The sequence below is a fragment of the Bacillus cereus group sp. BfR-BA-01523 genome (genome assembly GCF_022662615.1).
GTDB classification, from domain to species: Bacteria; Bacillota; Bacilli; order Bacillales; family Bacillaceae_G; genus Bacillus_A; species Bacillus_A mycoides.
On sequence record NZ_JAKUDX010000004.1, the window covers coordinates 324,674 to 342,693 of the forward strand.

Below are 18,020 nucleotides of genomic sequence, written 5' to 3' on the forward strand. Positions count from 1 at the left end.
TTATGTATACAAAGTATAGGTAGTTTCATTGGATCTTTTTGTTGTGATTTTTCGAAAATAAATGATACATTGTAACTATGGTAAATGATTATAGAAGAACGTTGCAAAGTTTATGGACACGTTCTTATTTTGTTTCTACAGCTAAAAATGTAGCAAATGAAAATATGTTGAAAATCAAAAACAAGGGGTGAAACGTATGTCACAGACCCTAACAGCGAAAGTGAAATTGATTCCAACAAAAGAACAAAGTCGTTTATTGGAAGAAAGTAGTCGTGAGTATATCAAAGTCATGAATATGCTTGTATCAGAAATGGTTGAAGCAAAAAAAAGTACGAAAAAAAGCACAAAAGATATTGAAGCAAATATCCCCAGCGCAGTGAAAAATCAAGCGATTAAAGACGCGAAAAGTTTGTTTGCTACAAAAGTAAAGAAAAGTCATTATAAAATCATTCCAATTATAAAGAGACCTGTTTGTGTATGGAACAATCAAAATTATTCATTTGATCCTACTTATATTTCAATCCCATTTAAGGTAAATGGAAAGTCGACTCGTGTAAAAATCCGAGCTTTATTAAGTGATAAAAACAATCGTAATCTGAATCTGTTAAAACATAAATTAGGTACACTTCGCATTACAAAGAAATCGAATAAGTGGATAGCCCAAATATCTGTCACACTTCCTATCAATAAAAGGACAGGAACGAAAATTTTAGGCATAGACTTAGGTCTCAAGGTCCCTGCAGTAGCAATCACAGATGATGATAAAGTTCGTTTCCTTGGGAATGGTAGGCACAATAAATATAAAAAGCGTAAGTTTCGTAGTGTCCGTAAGGAGTTAGGAAAAGACAAAAAAGTGAAAGCCATTCGAAGAATGGATGATAAAGAGCAAAGATGGATGCAAGATAAAGATCACAAAATAAGTCGTGCGATTATTAATTTTGCGATTGCAAATCATATTTCTGTCATTCGATTAGAACAACTAACGAATATAAGACAGACGGCAAGAACAAGCCGTAAAAACGAAAAAAACCTACACACTTGGTCATTTTATCGTTTGTCACAATTTATTGCCTATAAAGCAATGATAGCTGGTATTCAGATTGAATATGTGAATCCAGCTTATACAAGTCAAAGTTGTCCGAAATGTGCTAAAAAGAATAAGGCTCGAGATAGAAAATATAAGTGTTCGTGTGGGTTTAAGACACATCGTGATATCGTTGGAGCGATGAATATTCGCTACGCAACTGTGATTGATGATAACAGTCAATCAGCCTAAGCACCTTTATGGTCTGGTTTAGGAGGGGCAATGAGATGCCCTTATCTTGAAGGCTGTTCAAAGCAGAAATGGATTGCGAACGATTAGTCATTCAAGAATCCCACCCGTAAATCCGTAAGGATTCGGGCTTGCGACTTTAGTCGTGGGAGTCTCAACAGAAGGCATAGTTACCATCTCGCCAACTGTAACATTTTTATTTTATATGTATTTCTTCACGAAATTTATCAACTGACTCGTTCACTACTTTACCAATAAACATAAAAGACGTAACTACGCATAGTTACGTCTTTCTCATTATTTATCTAGGTTTTTTCTTACCAGTAAAAGCTGGTTTCTTTTTCTTTGGTGCCGGTGGTTTCGATTCTACAAATGTTCCTTTGAACATTTCTTGTTTCGTAAACACGATACCTAATTTTTTCGCAAATTGAAGTAATTTACGCTCTTCTTGTTCTGTTACAAGAGAAACAACTGTTCCTTCTTTGCCCATACGTCCAGTACGTCCTGAGCGGTGAATATATTGGTCTACTGTGTCTGGTAACTCTAAGTGGATTACGTGTGTTAAATCATCGATATCTAATCCACGTGCTGCAATATCAGTAGCAAGTAATATTTCTAATTTCCCGCTACGGAACGCGCGCATCGTTACTTCACGCTCTTGTTTGCTTGCCTCTGCATGAAGTGCTGCTGCTTTCATTTTACGGAACTTCAGTTTTTGAGTAATTTCATCTAAACGGAATGGATCATTTAAGAAGGCAACTGCTTTTACATTTCCCATATGCATAACTCTTCTAATATAATCATTTTTTTCACGACGCTCACAAACGATATACGTATGTTCAACTAGGCTCTGTGCCTCTGAACGTGTTACACGTACTAATTGTGGTTCAACTGTCAAATCACGTGCCGCATCTTCTGCAGCTTTTGTTATTGTCGCCGAGCAGAATACTAATTGACGATCGCGCATCGTTGATTTAATTACATCAAGTACAGCACCCATCATCTTTTGTTTTACAATTTGATCAAACTCATCAAATACAATCGTTTTCACTTCATGCATCTTTAATTTTTTCATGCGAATCAACTCTAAAATACGTCCTGGTGAACCGACAATAACTCTCGGATGTTTCTTTAATTTTTCAACTTGGCGCTTAATATCCGCACCGCCAATTAAAGACGCACCTGAAATATCCGTTCCTGCTGTAAACTTTTGAACCTCTTCATGAATTTGCATAACAAGTTCACGAGTTGGCGCTAAAATTACAACTTGAGGTTGTTTAACTTCAGGATTAATTTTATGTAAAAGTGGTAATAAGTACGCTAATGTTTTTCCTGTTCCAGTTGGAGATTCAGCAATAACGTCTTGTCCTTCTAAAATAGTTGGAATCGCTTGTTTTTGAATTTCAGTAAATTCTTTAAAACCAGCCTTTTCCCAAGCTTGTTGTAAAAATGGTTGCATATCTTTTATCATTTGTTTTTCTCCTTTATCTCTATTTTTGAAGAAAATGTTGTATTGTTCGCACCGTTTCTATCATGTGTGAAATAACAGCTATTAAATCATCAACATGGTCTTCTGTAATCGATTTTTGAAATAGAACCTCTACCTTATTATGATATGAAATCGCTTGCTTATTATATTCGTATGAAATTTTTTGCGTAATCATTCGCTCTTTTCCCCATATAGAATGCAATAAAGTTTCAATTTCTTCGCATCCTATCTCTGGTTGCTCCATTTCGAACGAGAATTCCAGCTTCATTTCACAACCTGGTATAAACTGAGGTACTTCTAATATTTCACCTGATAAATTCTTTGCATCAACAGATAGTGAAAATGTCGCCTCTACCATCGTTTTAAATGTTTCTGTTAGTTGAAATGAAATACTATACATACGACTTAATGAAGCAAGGTCCATCACATCTTTTCGATCCGTTACGAGAATATCACCGTGTAAATCGAAATCATAGACAGCTCCTTCCACAATTACCTTTAAATTTTCAAAAGCAGTTGGATCAAACATAATTTCCTCCAAAAAACAGGCGCCTTTCGATGGAAAGGCGCCACTTGATGTATATATAGTTTACAGATAAACGAGATGAATTACAACCTTTTAGAATAAACCTACTGCTTTTCCATCTTCATTTACATCCATTTGCAGCGCAGCTGGCTGTTTTGGAAGGCCTGGCATTGTTAACATTGTTCCTGTTAACGCAACGATAAACCCTGCACCGATAGATGGTTTTAATTCACGAATTGTAACGATAAAGTCAGATGGGCGACCTAATTTTGTTGCATCATCTGAAAGAGAGTATTGTGTTTTCGCCATACAAATCGGTAGGTTACTCCAACCTTCTCCCTCATATTGAGCTAATTGCTTACGTGCTTTCGGAGCAAATTCAATATCTTTTGCGCCGTACACTTTTTGAGCAATTGTACGAATTTTTTCTTCTAATGGTAATTCTAATTCATAAAGTGGTGCGTAGTTGTTTTCACCTTTTTCAATTTCTTTTAACACTTTCTCAGCAAGGTCAACTCCGCCTTGGCCACCTTTCTCCCAAACTTCTGTTAAGGATACTGCATAGCCACGCTCATTGCACCATTCTTGTAAGTATGCAACTTCTGCATCTGTATCAGTAATGAATTTGTTAATGGCAATTACGAAAGGAACACCGAAGCTTTGAATTGTTTCAACATGCTTCTGTAAGTTCTCCATACCTTTTGCTAACGCATCTACATTTTCTTCTTTTAATTGATTTCTCGCAACACCACCGTGCATTTTAAGCGCACGAATAGTCGCAACAATAACTACCGCTTCTGGTTTAATACCAGCTGCACGTGCTTTAATATCTAAAAACTTCTCGGCACCTAAATCTGCACCGAATCCAGCTTCTGTAATAACATAATCACCTAATTTTGCTGCCATTGTCGTAGCGATAACACTGTTACAACCGTGAGCGATATTCGCAAATGGTCCGCCATGAATGATAGCTGGTGTATTTTCTAATGTTTGTACTAAGTTCGGTTTTAATGCATCTTTTAATAGAAGTGTTAACGCTCCTTCTACTCCTAAATCTTTAACTGTTACAGGTTGATTTGAAAAATTATAAGCGACAACAATGCGAGATAGACGTGATTTTAAATCTTGAATATCTGTTGCAAGGCAGAATACGGCCATAATTTCAGATGCTACTGTAATATCAAAGCCATCTTCACGTGGTACACCTTGAACCGGTCCACCAAGGCCAATTACTACATTACGAAGGGCACGATCATTTAAGTCAACACAGCGTTTCCAAACGATTTTACGCGTATCAATTCCAAGTGTGTTTCCTTGTTGGATATGATTATCAATGAACGCCGCTAATGCGTTATTGGCAGTTGTAATCGCATGAATATCTCCAGTAAAGTGAAGGTTAATATCTTCCATTGGTACTACTTGAGAATAACCACCACCTGCTGCTCCGCCTTTTAATCCCATTGTTGGTCCAAGAGATGGTTCGCGAAGTGCAATTACTGTTTTCTTACCAATTTTATTAAAAGCTTGACCTAAACCAACTGTTACTGTTGATTTACCTTCTCCTGCTGGAGTTGGGTTAATCGCTGTTACTAAAACAACTTTACCGTCTTTCTCATCTTGTAAACGCTTAAAAATATCAAGAGATAACTTGCCTTTATAATGTCCGTATGGCTCTAGTTCTTCTTCTAAAATATTTAAATTAGCTGCAATTTCTTGAATCTTCTTCATACTTGCTTCTTGTGCGATTTCAATATCAGATTTAACTGTTGTAGTAGTTGTCATATACCCTAGTCCCCCTTTAATTGATTCTGATGATATTGTATCAGTTTTTTGTATTTTCTGCACTTATTTACCTCCTAAAACCCATCAATTTTGTTATACGTTTTTTAACATAAATACCCATAAAAATGTTAACGCTTGTTGTAACTCTGTAGGTAGCTGACCTAACATCTTCTCATTTACTCCGCGCTTATATACGCCGGTACCATCTACAACTTCAAATCCTTGTTCTTTTGCTAACTGTTCAAATTCCCAAGGCATCATCGTATTGCAAACAACGTCTTTGCCATATAGGCGCGGATAACTGTTCTCTCTCGGTTTTGCTGTCGGTCCTAAAATTGCAATACATGCGTATCCATCTTTCTTTAAAACACGCTTTATTTCATTTAATGCTCGCAACGGCTCCTCGGTCCATTCTAAAGAATTAATTGCCATAATTGCTTCAAATTTCTCATTTTCAAATGGTAATGAAGAAAGATCACCTTTTATAAAAGATAAGTTTGGGTCTTCTCCGCGCTCCTTACCCTTTTGAATCATAACTTCCGATAAGTCCACCCCAACCGCTTTGTAGCCAGTAAGACTTAATTTATATGTACCATACCCATCACCACAGCCAACATCTAACACTTGTACTTCCTTTTCCACGTACTGCTCAAAAAATGGAATGATTGTACTCCTGCTCCCGCTATCCCACATTTCTTGACTATTTTGATTCCAAAACTCTGCATTGTTATCCCATTTTTTCTCTGCCGATTCATGCCAATTAAACTTCGCCATACATTCCCCTACCTTCACGTATTATCATTCATTTCATTCTACATCATGTTCCAAAATCCCTGTTTATCTTCATAAGGAGATAAAGTGAAACTTTAATCAGTGGGGGTGTTTGTTCGTCCCCCCACTGATTATTATTTGAACCAATCGGGCTTTTACTGGCAGCCCGACTCCCATCTAACTTCTTTGCTCCAGCCGAATTTTGAGGTGGGGGTCTTACTGCACGGCAAATAGCGGGATAAACAGGATAACAACGGAATCTATTTTCTCCAATTTTTGCTTTACTTGGGTTTAACTCATACTCATGTTCTGCTCCTTATGAAAGATACTATAGATACACCCAATTGAAAGAGAGGGATGTACATGCGAAGAAAGAGAAATCATCATTTTAAAAGTGGTGAAAAAAACGAAGAGTATGCAGCTGAAATATCTCCGGCTGGTATTCCGATTAGACATGAGCGCAAAGAAATTGCAAATGAAATAGAAGGTACAAATACCGGTGCAATGATCGGCTATGTCGCATTATTTCTTTCGTTATTCTCCATTGCTTTTTATCCTGTTACACTCGGCTCCCTTGCTATTTTAGTTGGCTTATTAGCTGTCAATTTTGGAGCGAGAACACTTGGATATACCGCAATTGGTTTTGGTAGTTTTTCTGTTTTATTTACTTTACTCTATCCGCTTGCTTTGTCAGCGTTTTAAAAAAAACACACCAAGTTATACTTGGTGTGTTCATTCATGATACAACATGATATGACCGCATCCACAACAATGCTTCGCTGTAATTTCTTGAAAAACTGGATAATTTTCTTCATCTCTATGCTCAATAAACACCTTTTCAAATCGGTACATGTTTGGCGCATATGCCCAATCTTGTTTCGTACGTGCATATAATGTTGAAGAAAAAAACTCCTCACCACCACAAACGATACATCCCTTCTTCATCAATACCCCTCCTATGCTTGTCTTACTTCATCTATATGAACATAAGCATAAAAAAAAGACCTTCTATTACTAGAAAGTCTTCTCTGAAACAAAAAGAAATGTACCGAATATACCTACTCCGCTATATTCTTTCGTAACACCAGCTTCTGTTTTATACGTTTGCTTTACAGTCATAAAGAAAACACCATTTCGTGCATCAATACTTTCAAACTGTAATTTCTCTTTTTTTCCATCTACATTTTGCGTGCATTCAAAGCTACTCTCGTCACATTTCAATGCATACTTATCCTCTAAATACAATTTAAAATCTGATTCTTTCGGACAAGTTATAAGTAATATTGCCACGAGAATAATACTTATAATACCCACAATTGTATAATATTTCTTCATTTGTTCTCCTTTCAAAAGACAAGAAAACTTGACTTCATGCGCCAAGTTTTCTTAGTCTACAACCCATTGCCACTCTTGTTCTTTCTTATCAAAAATGAGCCAACCCGTTTCTGTTGCTTCCGCTTTCAATTCATCGATATTATCTAGTACCTCATCCGTACTTTCGAATGATCCTACTACATATACCGGAATTTCAAGACCTCTTCTCGACTCAATTTTCCCCGCTAAATCAATGTATAATCCATCTTCCATTAACGGCATAAGCCCAAGGATAACTTCCTTTGAAATTGCTGGGAAAATTTTTGATTTTTGGAAGAAAGTAAAACGTTTCTTTCCAAACGAACCGAGTTTATATGGAATGACTTTACTTAGCATTCCTACAAAATCACCGATTCTACGGTAATACACTTTGTTGTACCAACCGTCATCATGTGAAAAATAAACGAATCTATTCTTCAACAATGGGAAGAACGTTCTTCCAAGTGGTTCTTTTTTGTGAGCCAAATATAATAATTCTGCAATTTCTTTTGGCTCTAACTCATCTAAATCGCTTGCATCATCGAAATCTACCCAACAAAATTCATCAAATTCATCAATCTCTGCTTGAATGAGTTTATGTATGTTTTCTTCCTCAACATATTCAAATAAAGTATGATAATGAAAATCTGTCCACTCAAAATTATGCTTTAAAAGCAATACTTGATGAAGCGGTGAAGGGATGTTACTTGCAAACTCTTTAAACGTAATTCCAGATGTAATAAAACAATGACCCCGACGATTACCATTAATATATATCATATTGTTTACTTGGTCAGATCCTCCAGACAAAGCACCTAGCCACCTTCGTTTTATATGTTTCAATTCTATAGCATATTTTAACATGAAAAATTTTAGAAACATAGAAAAAACTTCAAAAACTATTTACAATTTCATGTGTTTTATTACATACTGATTACAAGAAAAAACGCCTGCTTATGAGCAGGCGTTTTTAAAGGATTTCATCTGGGTTTTGAGGGTGATGATTTCCCTCTTTCTTTTCATCTGTTTGGAACATCGATTGAATTTTATCAATTGTTTGTGGAGCTAATTCAATTATTTTTTCTGCTAAATGTGTCGCATTTTGTAGATGCAGAATATTTACTCCATCTTTATTCACTACAAGAAATGCTACTGGTGTAATAGAAACACCACCCGCACTACCGCCACCAAATGCAGGGTTACCGTTCGCTCTTTGTCCATCATTCGTCTGGAAATCAGAACCTCCTGCTCCAAAACCGAACGCTACTTTAGAAACCGTTAACACTACACCACCGTCAGCCGTTTGAACAGGCTCTCCAACAATCGTATTTACATCGACCATTTCCTTCAAATTTTCCATTGCTGCTTTCATTAATCCTTGAATTGGATGATCCACCGTTCATAACCTCCTTTGTCATATCTTTCCTAGTTTTTCCGAAAGTTTGTGAACTAAACATAAAATTTTATATTGATTTCAAAAAACTTAAGTTATAATATTTAGAAAAATAAAAAAGAGGTCGATTTTTTATGATGAGAAAATTAACAAAGAAAGATCATGAACAAGTATTCGCTTACCTAAAAGAAGAAGCAGCCCTTAACTTGTTTATCATTGGAGATATTGAAGCTTTCGGTTATGACACAGATTTTCAAGAATTATGGGGCGCATTCAAAGAGAACGGAACATTAAAATCAATTTTGCTACGCTTCCATGAAACATTTATACCGTATAGTAAAGGAGAGTTTATAGTCGCTGACTATGAGGCACTTCTTTCCGCATATAAGCCGCTTAAACTCTCTGGCAAGTCAACTATTGTAGAACGATTTGAAACTGCTTCAAATATACAACTAGGTACTAAAAATGAAATGTATTTTTGCGAATGTCTAGATGACAACAACTTACCTAGCACACCAATTCATGAAACAATTAAACTTGCCTCACTCGATGATATGGAACGAATTATGAAATTACGAAGTAACATCGCTGAATTCCCGACTGCTAATGAATCAGAAAAAATTTTAAGGCAAGCTATCGAAACAAATACAGGACGTACATATTATATTGAAAAAGACGGTGCTATTATCGCATCTGCTTCTACTTCCGCTGAAAATTCACTATCGGCTATGGTTGTTGGAGTCTGCACACATCCGAATCATCGCGGGAATGGATATGCTTCGCTCATATTACAGAAAATGATCCAAGACTTTACGAAAGAAGGCCGAACGCTTTGCTTATTTTATAACAATCCAGCTGCTGGACGAATTTATAAAAGTTTAGGGTTTAAAGATATTGGAATGTGGACGATGTATCGTTAAAAAGCCGATTTATTCATCGGCTTCTTTTATTTTATATTTTGCTATTCCAGCTTGAAATATTTTCTCACTTCAAAGTCATAATTACTTGTCTTTCAATGAACCCAAATTCTTCGTACATCTCTTTTGCAAAATTTCCAGCAAATACGTTCAAACGAATTTCGGAATACTTCTCCTTCAATTCCTTAATGCCAGCCTCCATCAATTCTCGCGATAATCCTCTCCCGCGATATTCTGAAAACACATACAGCTCATATATAAATCCAAGTTTTTCACGAGAAAAATAGTCTGTATTTCCCCCTATTAATATCCATCCCATTACTTTATTTTCTTCTTTAATGACTAAATAATATGCCCCTTTTTCTATTATTGGCTTTGTAATTTCAATCGCTTTTTCTTTACTTAACTGACAATTCCCTCTCGTTCCTTCGAAAAGTGATTGAGCTGCATAATGTAATATTTTTTCCGTTTCTTTCTCATTCGCTTTTGTAATCATTCCTTTCTCCCTCCTACCCTCTAATCATCATTGAAATACCATTTTCAAGACCGTCTGACTCAATTACAATTGCCATCAATCCTTTTTCCGTACTTGTTTCATGGAATTCGCCCTTCGTCCAAAATACAGCTTGTCCAGCTTCCACCTTCACTTTTTCTTTATTTGCTCCACACGCATATCCTTCTCCGTCCACAATAAGAAGCAGTTGAGATACAACTGCTTCATGATATCCGATGATTCCATTCTCTTGTAAATGCATAGCGCCGATATGTATATTCCCTTGATGGTTTAATATTTTCGACATTATGAAATTAGATTGAAATACTGATATGTGCTTTCCCATTTTTTCGCTAAAGTCAAATATTTTCATTCCTGCTCCTCCCTATATGTATAAAACCATCCTTATTGTCTGCATCAAATGTCCTTCAAAATCTTCTTCAAATTGCTCTAATTCGGCAAAACCCTTCGCTTCATAAAAGCGCTTTCCTTTTTCGTTTGCTGCTTCTACATGAATGTACATTTTTCGAATTCCGTTTAATGCTGAAATTCCTTTTTGTAATAAAGCACTTCCTATCCCTTTTCCTTGCTGATCTGGTAACAAATAAATCGCACCTAATTCTGCTTCATTTTGCAGTCTAACAGGTGAAAAATTCGCAAATCCAATTACTTCTCCCTCTTCTTCTGCAACGAATAAATGTGTATTTTTAAGACGATATTTCATTTTTTCATCAGAATATGCTTCCTCTAAAAAACTATCTTGAATCTCTCTCGGAATAATTCCTTCGTAAGTATCATGCCAAGCTATTTTTGCTACGTTTTGTACAGCATGAATATCTTCTTGCTTCATTTCTCTAATTACATATGTCATCTCGATGTCTCCATTCTCATTAAATTATATTCTGCTAATATACTAGAAGAAATGGCAAAACCATTTTCATAATTTACCTTAATTAATTTTAACTTCTCAATCGAAGCTATTGTAACATCAAATTTTCCACATATATATTCCATTACACTTAAAAATTGATTTGAATTTAACCCATTAGAAATCGTGCAATGCGGAACCCATTTTCCTGGCACGTAATATGAATTCGAATTATCATGAAAAGTTTTGAAATAATCATGATAAGAATGATGAAGTCTTAATAATTCATCGGTAATGGTCGGTGCTAGAAAGATAGTTCCGTTAGTAGGAAAAGTTCCAACAGAAGGAAAAGTTACAGTGGAGATGTTCTCTTGAAAAGCTACAAACTCCTCTAATCTCTTCGTATATAAATTAACATCTAACTCCTTATAATCAGCCAATGTTATATGTGGTTCTACTCCGGCTAGTTCATTTGTTTCAATTATATTCGTTAATTCATTTTGCAATTCTTTAATTTTATTAGTAAACACACAATCAAATGTAGCAATGATAGCGTACATGCTTCCTCACCCCTTTGTTACACGTAGCGCTTCCCATTCTTCACGAATCATTCCCATTCGAATAGAATCATAGTACGTCCCGTTATAATATCGGCATTTTCGCATTCTTCCTTCTAAGCTCATTCCTATTTTCTCTGCTACTTTCATCATTCTTTCATTGCCAGACCAAGTTGTAAGCCCTACTCTACCAATCTCCATATTTTCAAATAGTAAGTCCCTATATAATGTTAATGCTTCTGTACCATATCCACCATTCCAGTATGCTGGGTCATAAATTACGATTCCCATTTCTAACCAACGCGTCGGTTTATGTTCCCAATAAAATCCGACTGTCCCTATAATTTGACCGTTATTTTCTATTATTAAATTTGATAGCGGTTCTTCTTGTAAACGAGTTTGCATCTTCTCTTTATAGGACGAATATTCTTGCATTGAGAACGGAAAATACGGTGCATCCCATTTTTTCCACTCTGGATTTTCTTCTTTATATATGAAGCTCCATAATGTTTTTATATCTGATTCTTCAATTGTACGAATTGTAACTTTGTTCCCCTTTAATATAACGTTTTGCATAATTCCCTCCTACATTCCTCTTTATTTCATATACAATTATAATATTTTTTCAGAAAAATCAAAACAAATATCATTTATTATATTGTATAATTTTGTTATAAAATACGAATTATTTATGTAAATTAGCCTATTTTTTCGAGTTTAATTTAGAAACGGAACTTCGGAAAAAATTAGATGAAGTACGAACTCGTAACATAGTTAATAAAAAATAGGAGGTTATATCCCTCCCATTTTAGCTAAATATTGTATTCCCCTTCTTTTCTACCTCAAGTAGAATTCCTTTCTCTATCCAGCCTTCTACACCATCTTTTTTAATTAAATCATATCCGGCACAACTACCATCAATGAGAGAAACAACATCCCCATTTCTAACGCTTAATTGTGCACAAGAAATATCCGTTTTCACTGTATACTCACCTGATTCAAGTTGCTTTATATACTCGTTTTTCACATGAAGTAATTCATTTGTTCCTAGTTGTTTACATACGGTAAAACCTTTCATTCTCTCCACAGGCTCTATATAATAATGCGGATATGTAACCCCGCCCTGCATTACTGAATTCGCATTAAAATCGGCCAATACTTCATACTGCGGAAAATGATCTACATATGTATAAGAAAACGTATCACCTGAAGTTGTCCTCTGAATAATAAATGCATTTAATTGCCCTGCTTCTTTAATCGCATTACCACCATCAATCGCAATAATTTTTTTCTCCTTATCAATAACTGGATTGTTAGACGGCGCCTCCTCGGAATAGTTCACAACAGGCCAATGTCCAACAATTACGTACTTATCCGCTCTATGTGACTTATTAAAAAACTCCGGCATTGCAATTGCATTTTTCCTGTCTGTTTGTCTCCAATTCTCTCTATCTTCAAGACCAGCATGTACAAAGATATAATCTTCTGTTTCAATCGCTGTCGGCAATTCTGTTAGCCACTTTATTTCTTTTGAAAAATAGCTCATCAATATGTTTTTCACTTCACAAATATCACTTTCTTCATTAACTGTAACGTTCAATTGCCCTAGCCATTCATTAAAAATTGTATTTTTTCGCGTACATAAATAATTTATTAGCGCAGGATTTTCATTTACAAGCGCTTCAACTACAACTTCACAATTCCCTTCAACTACATAAACATTTGGCTTGCTAACTACTAAATCCATCACATAGTTTACGACGCCAATGCTATCGTTCCCCTTCTCACAAAGGTCACCATTTATAATTAAATAATCATCATCTTTAAAATTAACTTTATGTAATAATTCCTTTAAAAGATTTAATTCGCCATGAATATCAGATATTACGATAACTCTTACACCTTTTGGGATTAATAGTTTCTGAATTTTTTCCAAGTATGAACTCCCCTACCCTTCTTTTAATTCCATATTATCGTCTCAATTATAAAGAGACTATTCGACAAAATAAGTAATTAACCCTCCTCATTCTTCAATTCTAAATTAAAAGGGGTTCCATATGTTCTCACACATAGAACCCCCTTACTATTATAATTCTTTATAAAAAGAATAGCTTACCTTATCATAGCCTTCTCTTTCATAAAAACGATGTGCATCAGCTCTTGGAAACGCTGATGTAAGAACGATAGAACTGCACCCTTTTTCTTCCCCCCATTTTTCTACATATGACAGCAGAACCTTACCATATCCTTTTGATCTGTGAGCTTCTGCAGTTACAAGATCATATACGAAAACATGTTTCTCATTATAAAAATTCGTACAAATCGCTACACCAGCTAGACTAACAACTTCGTCATCTTCATTCTGTAACGAGAGTAGTTTATAATTTTCTTTTTTCATTTTTTGAAATAAAGAACTTGCTTCTTCTCTTGAAATTTTTGTTCGTAATTGCTGTAATACAGGGAATACATCATGTAAATCAGCTTCTGTTACTATTTCTCTAATATTCATTTTGATTCTCCTCTTTCTATTTATTAAATTTTCTAAATGTTGTATCATCATTATAAAAAGTAACTGCCCTTAACTTAAGTGACAGTTCGATTATTTTTTATATGGCCAGTTTTTAAAGGAGAATTCTTAAAATGGATCTTACTATCCCATTACAATTAGAAAGTAAAACACCAATTTATTTACAAATTTACGAATATATGAAACGAGAAATCTCTCAGGGATCACTGCCTGCCGGTACACGCCTTCCTTCTCACAGAAATTTAGCGATACAACTTAATGTTAGCCGTATTACTGTTGAATCTGCTTATCAACAATTACTAGCTGAAGGTTATGTAGAAAGTAAACCGAAGCGCGGGATTTTTGTTGTGGAAGTTGATATTGATGTCATTCAAAATAAACAACACGTTGCGTCAAACAGCGCTAACAATACTAAAAATGAACAATATGACTATGATTGTAGCCAAGGCCTTATTGATCAAAAAGCTTTTCCAATTACAAACTGGAAAAGAGCATTACAAGAAACTTTATTCCAGTATGAAAATGAATTATTTGCTAAAGAAGATCCTCAAGGTGAGTTCATTCTACGAGAACATATTTCAAAATATTTATATCATGCTCGCGGGGTACATTCTACACCTGATCAAATTATTATTGGAGCCGGTACGCAGCCTCTTCTTTGGTTACTACTCCAACTGCTTGGTTCAAAAAAAGAATATGGAATCGAAAACCCTGGATTTCACCGTATAACTGCTATGATTCAAAGCTCTGCTCTTCCTGTTCACCCTATACCTCTAGATGATAAAGGGCTTCATATTTCAGCTTTACGTGAATCAAGTGCTAATGTAGCATACGTCACTCCATCTCACCAATTTCCTCTTGGAATGATTATGCCATTATCTAGAAGGCTCGAATTATTAAGATGGGCCAATGATTGCGAAGGATATATTATTGAAGATGATTATGACGGGGAATTTCGTTATATAGGAAAACCTATCCCCTCTTTACAGGGACTAGATTCAAATGAACGCGTTATTTATATGGGAACTTTCTCGAAATCCTTTTTACCTTCTTTGCGAATGGGGTATATCGTTTTACCACCTCATCTTTTAAAAATCTATAAAGCGCTTGGGGGCATGTTTAAACAAACTGTTTCTACCCTGCAGCAACTTGCCTTTGCAACCTTTATTCAAAATGGGGATTGGGAACGCCATATTAATCGAAGTCGTACGTTATATAAAAGAAAACATATTTCTTTAGTTAAATCTATTACAAATGAAATGGGCAATAACGTTCATATACTCGGTGAACAATCAGGGCTTCATATCGTACTTCATGTTCATAATGGGATGAACGAACAAGAACTTATTCATGCTGCTGCAAACCAACAAATCAAATTATACCCACTCTCTACATATGATTCTGTACATAATTTAAGCGAGGCGTCATATGTACTACTCGGTTTCGGCAGCATTCCCGAAGATAGTATCGAGATTGTAGTCAAATTACTAAAGGAAGCCTGGTTCCCTAAGTAAAATAACTCCACATAAGTTATACTTATGTGGAGTTATTTTACACACTATTTTTCTAATACGTCTCCTGATCGAGCAGTCCTTCCTGGACGCTTAACACCAGTTGTTTCTGTTGAATAAGAAGCTTCAATTATAGCGGTTGGATCTACAGAGAGAACGAGATCTTTCATTTTTGGATAAATGAAACGGTTTGTAATACAATAAATGATTTTCTTGTGCTCTCCTAAAAAACCACCTTCTCCATGTAGATACGTAACGGATAATTGCAATTCTTTCATAAGCAAATCGCCTATTTCTTTATTTTTCCCAGAAATAATCATAACGCTCTTTCCTTGATTAATACCATCTAATATGAAATCAATCATTTTCGTAACAATATAGAAAATAGCTAATGAGAACATCGCTTGTTCAATTGAAAATAAAATGGCAACAAAAATGAAAATAACTGCATTAACAGCAAGTAAAAATGTGCTAATTGGTACTTTAAAGTGTTTGTTCATCCAAACAGCTAACATTTCTGATCCATCAATTGCCCCGCCCATTTTTACAACGATCCCAACACCAACTCCAAATAGAACTCCTCCGTAAAGTACAATTAATAATTCCGAAGTTGTAATTGCTGGAAATGGCTTTAAATAAATCAATCCAAGTGTTGTAACAACATTTGCATAAGACGTACGGATAAAGAACTTCTTACCCATTACTTTTGCAGTAAATAGTAAAATTGGGATATTAAGTCCTAAAAATACTCCATAAAGCGGTAATCCAGCAACTTTATTTGCCATAATAGCAATCGCAGTTACCCCACCGTCTACTAGGCCATTAGGCGCTAAAATAAGTTCTAGTGAGCCCGCTACAATAATGGATCCAATTGTTAATAATACGTATTCGAATAATTTTTTCATTCATTACCCCCAAAACTTATATATTTTCTTAGTATTATTTTAACGTAATTTTACTACTAATTCAAAGATATCAGTTTATATACACAAAAGTTTCACCTTTATAGTGATTTTTTATGTAATTTATTTATAAAAACACACTTACGTATTTCAGTAAGTGTGCTCCAAACATTTATTTAAGTTTTAAGTATGAATTCACTTTCATTTTAAATATTTCATCAACTGCTCTATTATACCCACCAGCATTTCGAAGTGACTCTCCAACTTTACGACTATTTTCCTTAAACGTTACATCATACATTACTTTCTTTACAGTCTCACGTAACAATTCAGAAGTTAATTCTTTACGATTAAGCCTTATTCCAGCTCCTACTTCACTCACTCGTTTCGCAACTAAAGGCTGATCTCCTGTTACCGGAATTACAACTAACGGGACACCGTAATATAGTGCTTCACTCGAACTATTCATACCACCGTGTGTCACGAATACATCAGCGTACTGTAATACTTCTAATTGCGGCACATAATTATACAACTTAAAGTTATTCGGAATGTTTTCAAATTGACTTATATTTATCTTCTTACCAACAACTAATACGACTGTCGCTTCTACATCTTTAAACGCTTCAAAACATTTTTCATATAACTCAGGTTGTTCATTAAAAACTGTTCCCATAGAAATGAAAATCAATTGTTTATCTTTTAAACCTTCCATAGGAAAGCTATCTACTTCTTTTCGAGTAGCAATTGATGGACCGACAAACTTATACGATTCATCGAATACATCTGAACGCGGCTGATATTCCTTTGAAGTATATACAATAGTAATATCACCAGGATGATTCATAATATCATACATATTAATACATTTCATTCCATACTGCCTATTCCATTTTTCCATTCCCGCTAAACAAGATTGATATAATGGATTAGTTTCATCTACTTGTCTCGATTCTTGTTCATCATTAAAAGTAATGTACTGATTAAAAGCAAACGTTGTACAAGAAGAAACGCTAGGTAATTTTAAAACATTCGCTATAATACGTCCTACTGGAAAATGATTATCGTATATCAAGTAATCGTACTTTTCCCCTTTTGTTTCTTCTACAATTTGAGTAACAATACGCTCTGATGCTTCAATCATATGAGATAGCATCGTCAAAGGATTCCCACCTTCATTTACTCGTTCCATAATATTAATTTGAGAGAGGAAATTCTCAAACACTCGGAATTCTGCACCTGTTGCTTCAATCTTCTTTCTATAATCTTCAATACAATACGAAACAACTGTTTCCCCTCGCCGAATTAACTCACTTACAATAGCTAAAGTCGGATTTATATGACCTTCTCCAGGGAAATTTATTACGAGTACATTTGCCATAATATTCTCTCCTATCTAATATAATTAATAGTTAATCATATTAATTAATTTAAAACTATTAAGTAATCTATTCTACTTCTTCATATTTTTCTCTTCATTTTATTATTGAGAAATATTTTTCATAACCTACATTATAACTCTTATAAAAGTAGGCTTAACCTTTCATTTATTGAAGAATACGAGATTTACATTCAGGCATTTTTACAGATTTATCATCAGAAACATTATTTTGATAATTCATACAAAACTAGAAAAATATAATTTTCACACTAATTTC

Annotated in this window: 21 protein-coding genes; 4 read left to right on the top strand and 17 right to left on the bottom strand. The window is 34.9% G+C overall.

The genetic code is table 11. The features are described from left to right. The first annotated feature begins 196 nt into the window (after window positions 1–196). Complete coding sequence (locus tag MR066_RS13565; protein WP_242247462.1) at window positions 197–1,276, top strand: RNA-guided endonuclease InsQ/TnpB family protein; 1,080 nt, start codon at window positions 197–199, stop codon at window positions 1,274–1,276. Between the two features lie 298 nt (window positions 1,277–1,574). Here MR066_RS13565 and MR066_RS13570 read toward each other — a convergent pair whose 3' ends face one another. The 4 genes from MR066_RS13570 to MR066_RS13585 all read right to left on the bottom strand — a co-directional run bounded on the left by MR066_RS13570 (window position 1,575) and on the right by MR066_RS13585 (window position 5,844). Further along, window positions 1,575–2,744: a DEAD/DEAH box helicase gene (locus tag MR066_RS13570; RefSeq protein WP_002012513.1), complete on the bottom strand. Its 1,170-nt coding sequence runs from the start codon at window positions 2,742–2,744 to the stop codon at window positions 1,575–1,577. Window positions 2,745–2,763: 19 nt separating this feature from the next. Then, window positions 2,764–3,291: a hypothetical protein gene (locus MR066_RS13575; protein ID WP_002065080.1), complete on the bottom strand. Its 528-nt coding sequence runs from the start codon at window positions 3,289–3,291 to the stop codon at window positions 2,764–2,766. 90 nt (window positions 3,292–3,381) lie between these two features. Beyond that, complete coding sequence (locus MR066_RS13580; protein WP_033708354.1) at window positions 3,382–5,070, bottom strand: formate--tetrahydrofolate ligase; 1,689 nt, start codon at window positions 5,068–5,070, stop codon at window positions 3,382–3,384. A 93-nt stretch (window positions 5,071–5,163) separates the two neighbouring features. Beyond that, window positions 5,164–5,844, bottom strand: a complete 681-nt coding sequence (locus MR066_RS13585) for a class I SAM-dependent methyltransferase (RefSeq protein ID WP_002085991.1) — start codon at window positions 5,842–5,844, stop codon at window positions 5,164–5,166. Between the two features lie 360 nt (window positions 5,845–6,204). Between MR066_RS13585 and MR066_RS13590 the strand changes: the two genes are divergently transcribed. Further along, window positions 6,205–6,543 carry a hypothetical protein gene (locus MR066_RS13590; RefSeq protein WP_001253195.1) on the top strand — a complete coding sequence of 113 codons (339 nt, stop codon included), beginning with the start codon at window positions 6,205–6,207 and terminating at the stop codon, window positions 6,541–6,543. Between the two features lie 30 nt (window positions 6,544–6,573). On the opposite strand, the gene MR066_RS13595 is transcribed toward MR066_RS13590, so the two are convergent. The 4 genes from MR066_RS13595 to ytfJ all read right to left on the bottom strand — a co-directional run bounded on the left by MR066_RS13595 (window position 6,574) and on the right by ytfJ (window position 8,590). Further along, window positions 6,574–6,786, bottom strand: a complete 213-nt coding sequence (locus tag MR066_RS13595; protein WP_002012518.1) for a hypothetical protein — start codon at window positions 6,784–6,786, stop codon at window positions 6,574–6,576. 69 nt (window positions 6,787–6,855) lie between these two features. Further along, the gene (locus MR066_RS13600; protein WP_242247463.1) at window positions 6,856–7,176 is read right to left on the bottom strand and encodes a hypothetical protein; all 321 of its coding nucleotides are present in this window, start codon (window positions 7,174–7,176) and stop codon (window positions 6,856–6,858) included. A 51-nt stretch (window positions 7,177–7,227) separates the two neighbouring features. Beyond that, window positions 7,228–8,004: a hypothetical protein gene (locus MR066_RS13605; protein WP_002085994.1), complete on the bottom strand. Its 777-nt coding sequence runs from the start codon at window positions 8,002–8,004 to the stop codon at window positions 7,228–7,230. A 160-nt stretch (window positions 8,005–8,164) separates the two neighbouring features. After that, complete coding sequence (ytfJ, locus tag MR066_RS13610) at window positions 8,165–8,590, bottom strand: GerW family sporulation protein (RefSeq protein ID WP_002127061.1); 426 nt, start codon at window positions 8,588–8,590, stop codon at window positions 8,165–8,167. Window positions 8,591–8,721: 131 nt separating this feature from the next. Here ytfJ and MR066_RS13615 point away from each other — a divergent pair, with 131 nt between their 5' ends. Next, window positions 8,722–9,507: a GNAT family N-acetyltransferase gene (locus MR066_RS13615; protein ID WP_242247464.1), complete on the top strand. Its 786-nt coding sequence runs from the start codon at window positions 8,722–8,724 to the stop codon at window positions 9,505–9,507. A gap of 64 nt (window positions 9,508–9,571) precedes the next feature. Here the strand turns inward: MR066_RS13615 and MR066_RS13620 are convergent, their stop codons facing one another. The 7 genes from MR066_RS13620 to MR066_RS13650 form a co-directional block, all read right to left on the bottom strand. Beyond that, the gene (locus MR066_RS13620; RefSeq protein WP_242247465.1) at window positions 9,572–10,000 is read right to left on the bottom strand and encodes a GNAT family N-acetyltransferase; all 429 of its coding nucleotides are present in this window, start codon (window positions 9,998–10,000) and stop codon (window positions 9,572–9,574) included. Between the two features lie 13 nt (window positions 10,001–10,013). Further along, window positions 10,014–10,370, bottom strand: a complete 357-nt coding sequence (locus MR066_RS13625) for a cupin (protein WP_242247466.1) — start codon at window positions 10,368–10,370, stop codon at window positions 10,014–10,016. Between the two features lie 12 nt (window positions 10,371–10,382). Further along, window positions 10,383–10,868 (bottom strand): GNAT family N-acetyltransferase, encoded by a 486-nt coding sequence (locus MR066_RS13630; protein WP_201051972.1) that lies wholly within the window; start codon window positions 10,866–10,868, stop codon window positions 10,383–10,385. Continuing rightward, complete coding sequence (locus tag MR066_RS13635; protein ID WP_242247467.1) at window positions 10,865–11,425, bottom strand: 2'-5' RNA ligase family protein; 561 nt, start codon at window positions 11,423–11,425, stop codon at window positions 10,865–10,867. Before MR066_RS13635 ends, MR066_RS13630 begins: the two co-directional genes overlap by 4 nt. 6 nt (window positions 11,426–11,431) lie before the next feature. Then, window positions 11,432–11,998 (bottom strand): GNAT family N-acetyltransferase, encoded by a 567-nt coding sequence (locus MR066_RS13640; RefSeq protein ID WP_242247468.1) that lies wholly within the window; start codon window positions 11,996–11,998, stop codon window positions 11,432–11,434. A gap of 232 nt (window positions 11,999–12,230) precedes the next feature. Further along, the gene (locus tag MR066_RS13645; protein ID WP_242247469.1) at window positions 12,231–13,358 is read right to left on the bottom strand and encodes a metallophosphoesterase; all 1,128 of its coding nucleotides are present in this window, start codon (window positions 13,356–13,358) and stop codon (window positions 12,231–12,233) included. Window positions 13,359–13,508: 150 nt separating this feature from the next. Then, window positions 13,509–13,931, bottom strand: a complete 423-nt coding sequence (locus tag MR066_RS13650; protein WP_088032670.1) for a GNAT family N-acetyltransferase — start codon at window positions 13,929–13,931, stop codon at window positions 13,509–13,511. Window positions 13,932–14,062: 131 nt separating this feature from the next. Here MR066_RS13650 and pdxR point away from each other — a divergent pair, with 131 nt between their 5' ends. After that, window positions 14,063–15,463 carry a MocR-like pyridoxine biosynthesis transcription factor PdxR gene (pdxR, locus tag MR066_RS13655; RefSeq protein WP_242247470.1) on the top strand — a complete coding sequence of 467 codons (1,401 nt, stop codon included), beginning with the start codon at window positions 14,063–14,065 and terminating at the stop codon, window positions 15,461–15,463. Window positions 15,464–15,507: 44 nt separating this feature from the next. Here pdxR and MR066_RS13660 read toward each other — a convergent pair whose 3' ends face one another. Together MR066_RS13660 and MR066_RS13665 are read right to left on the bottom strand one after the other, a co-directional pair. Further along, window positions 15,508–16,365, bottom strand: a complete 858-nt coding sequence (locus tag MR066_RS13660; protein ID WP_242247471.1) for a YitT family protein — start codon at window positions 16,363–16,365, stop codon at window positions 15,508–15,510. Between the two features lie 169 nt (window positions 16,366–16,534). Next, on the bottom strand, window positions 16,535–17,743 hold the full coding sequence (locus MR066_RS13665; RefSeq protein ID WP_242247472.1) for a macrolide family glycosyltransferase: 1,209 nt from the start codon (window positions 17,741–17,743) through the stop codon (window positions 16,535–16,537). Window positions 17,744–18,020 lie beyond the last annotated feature (277 nt).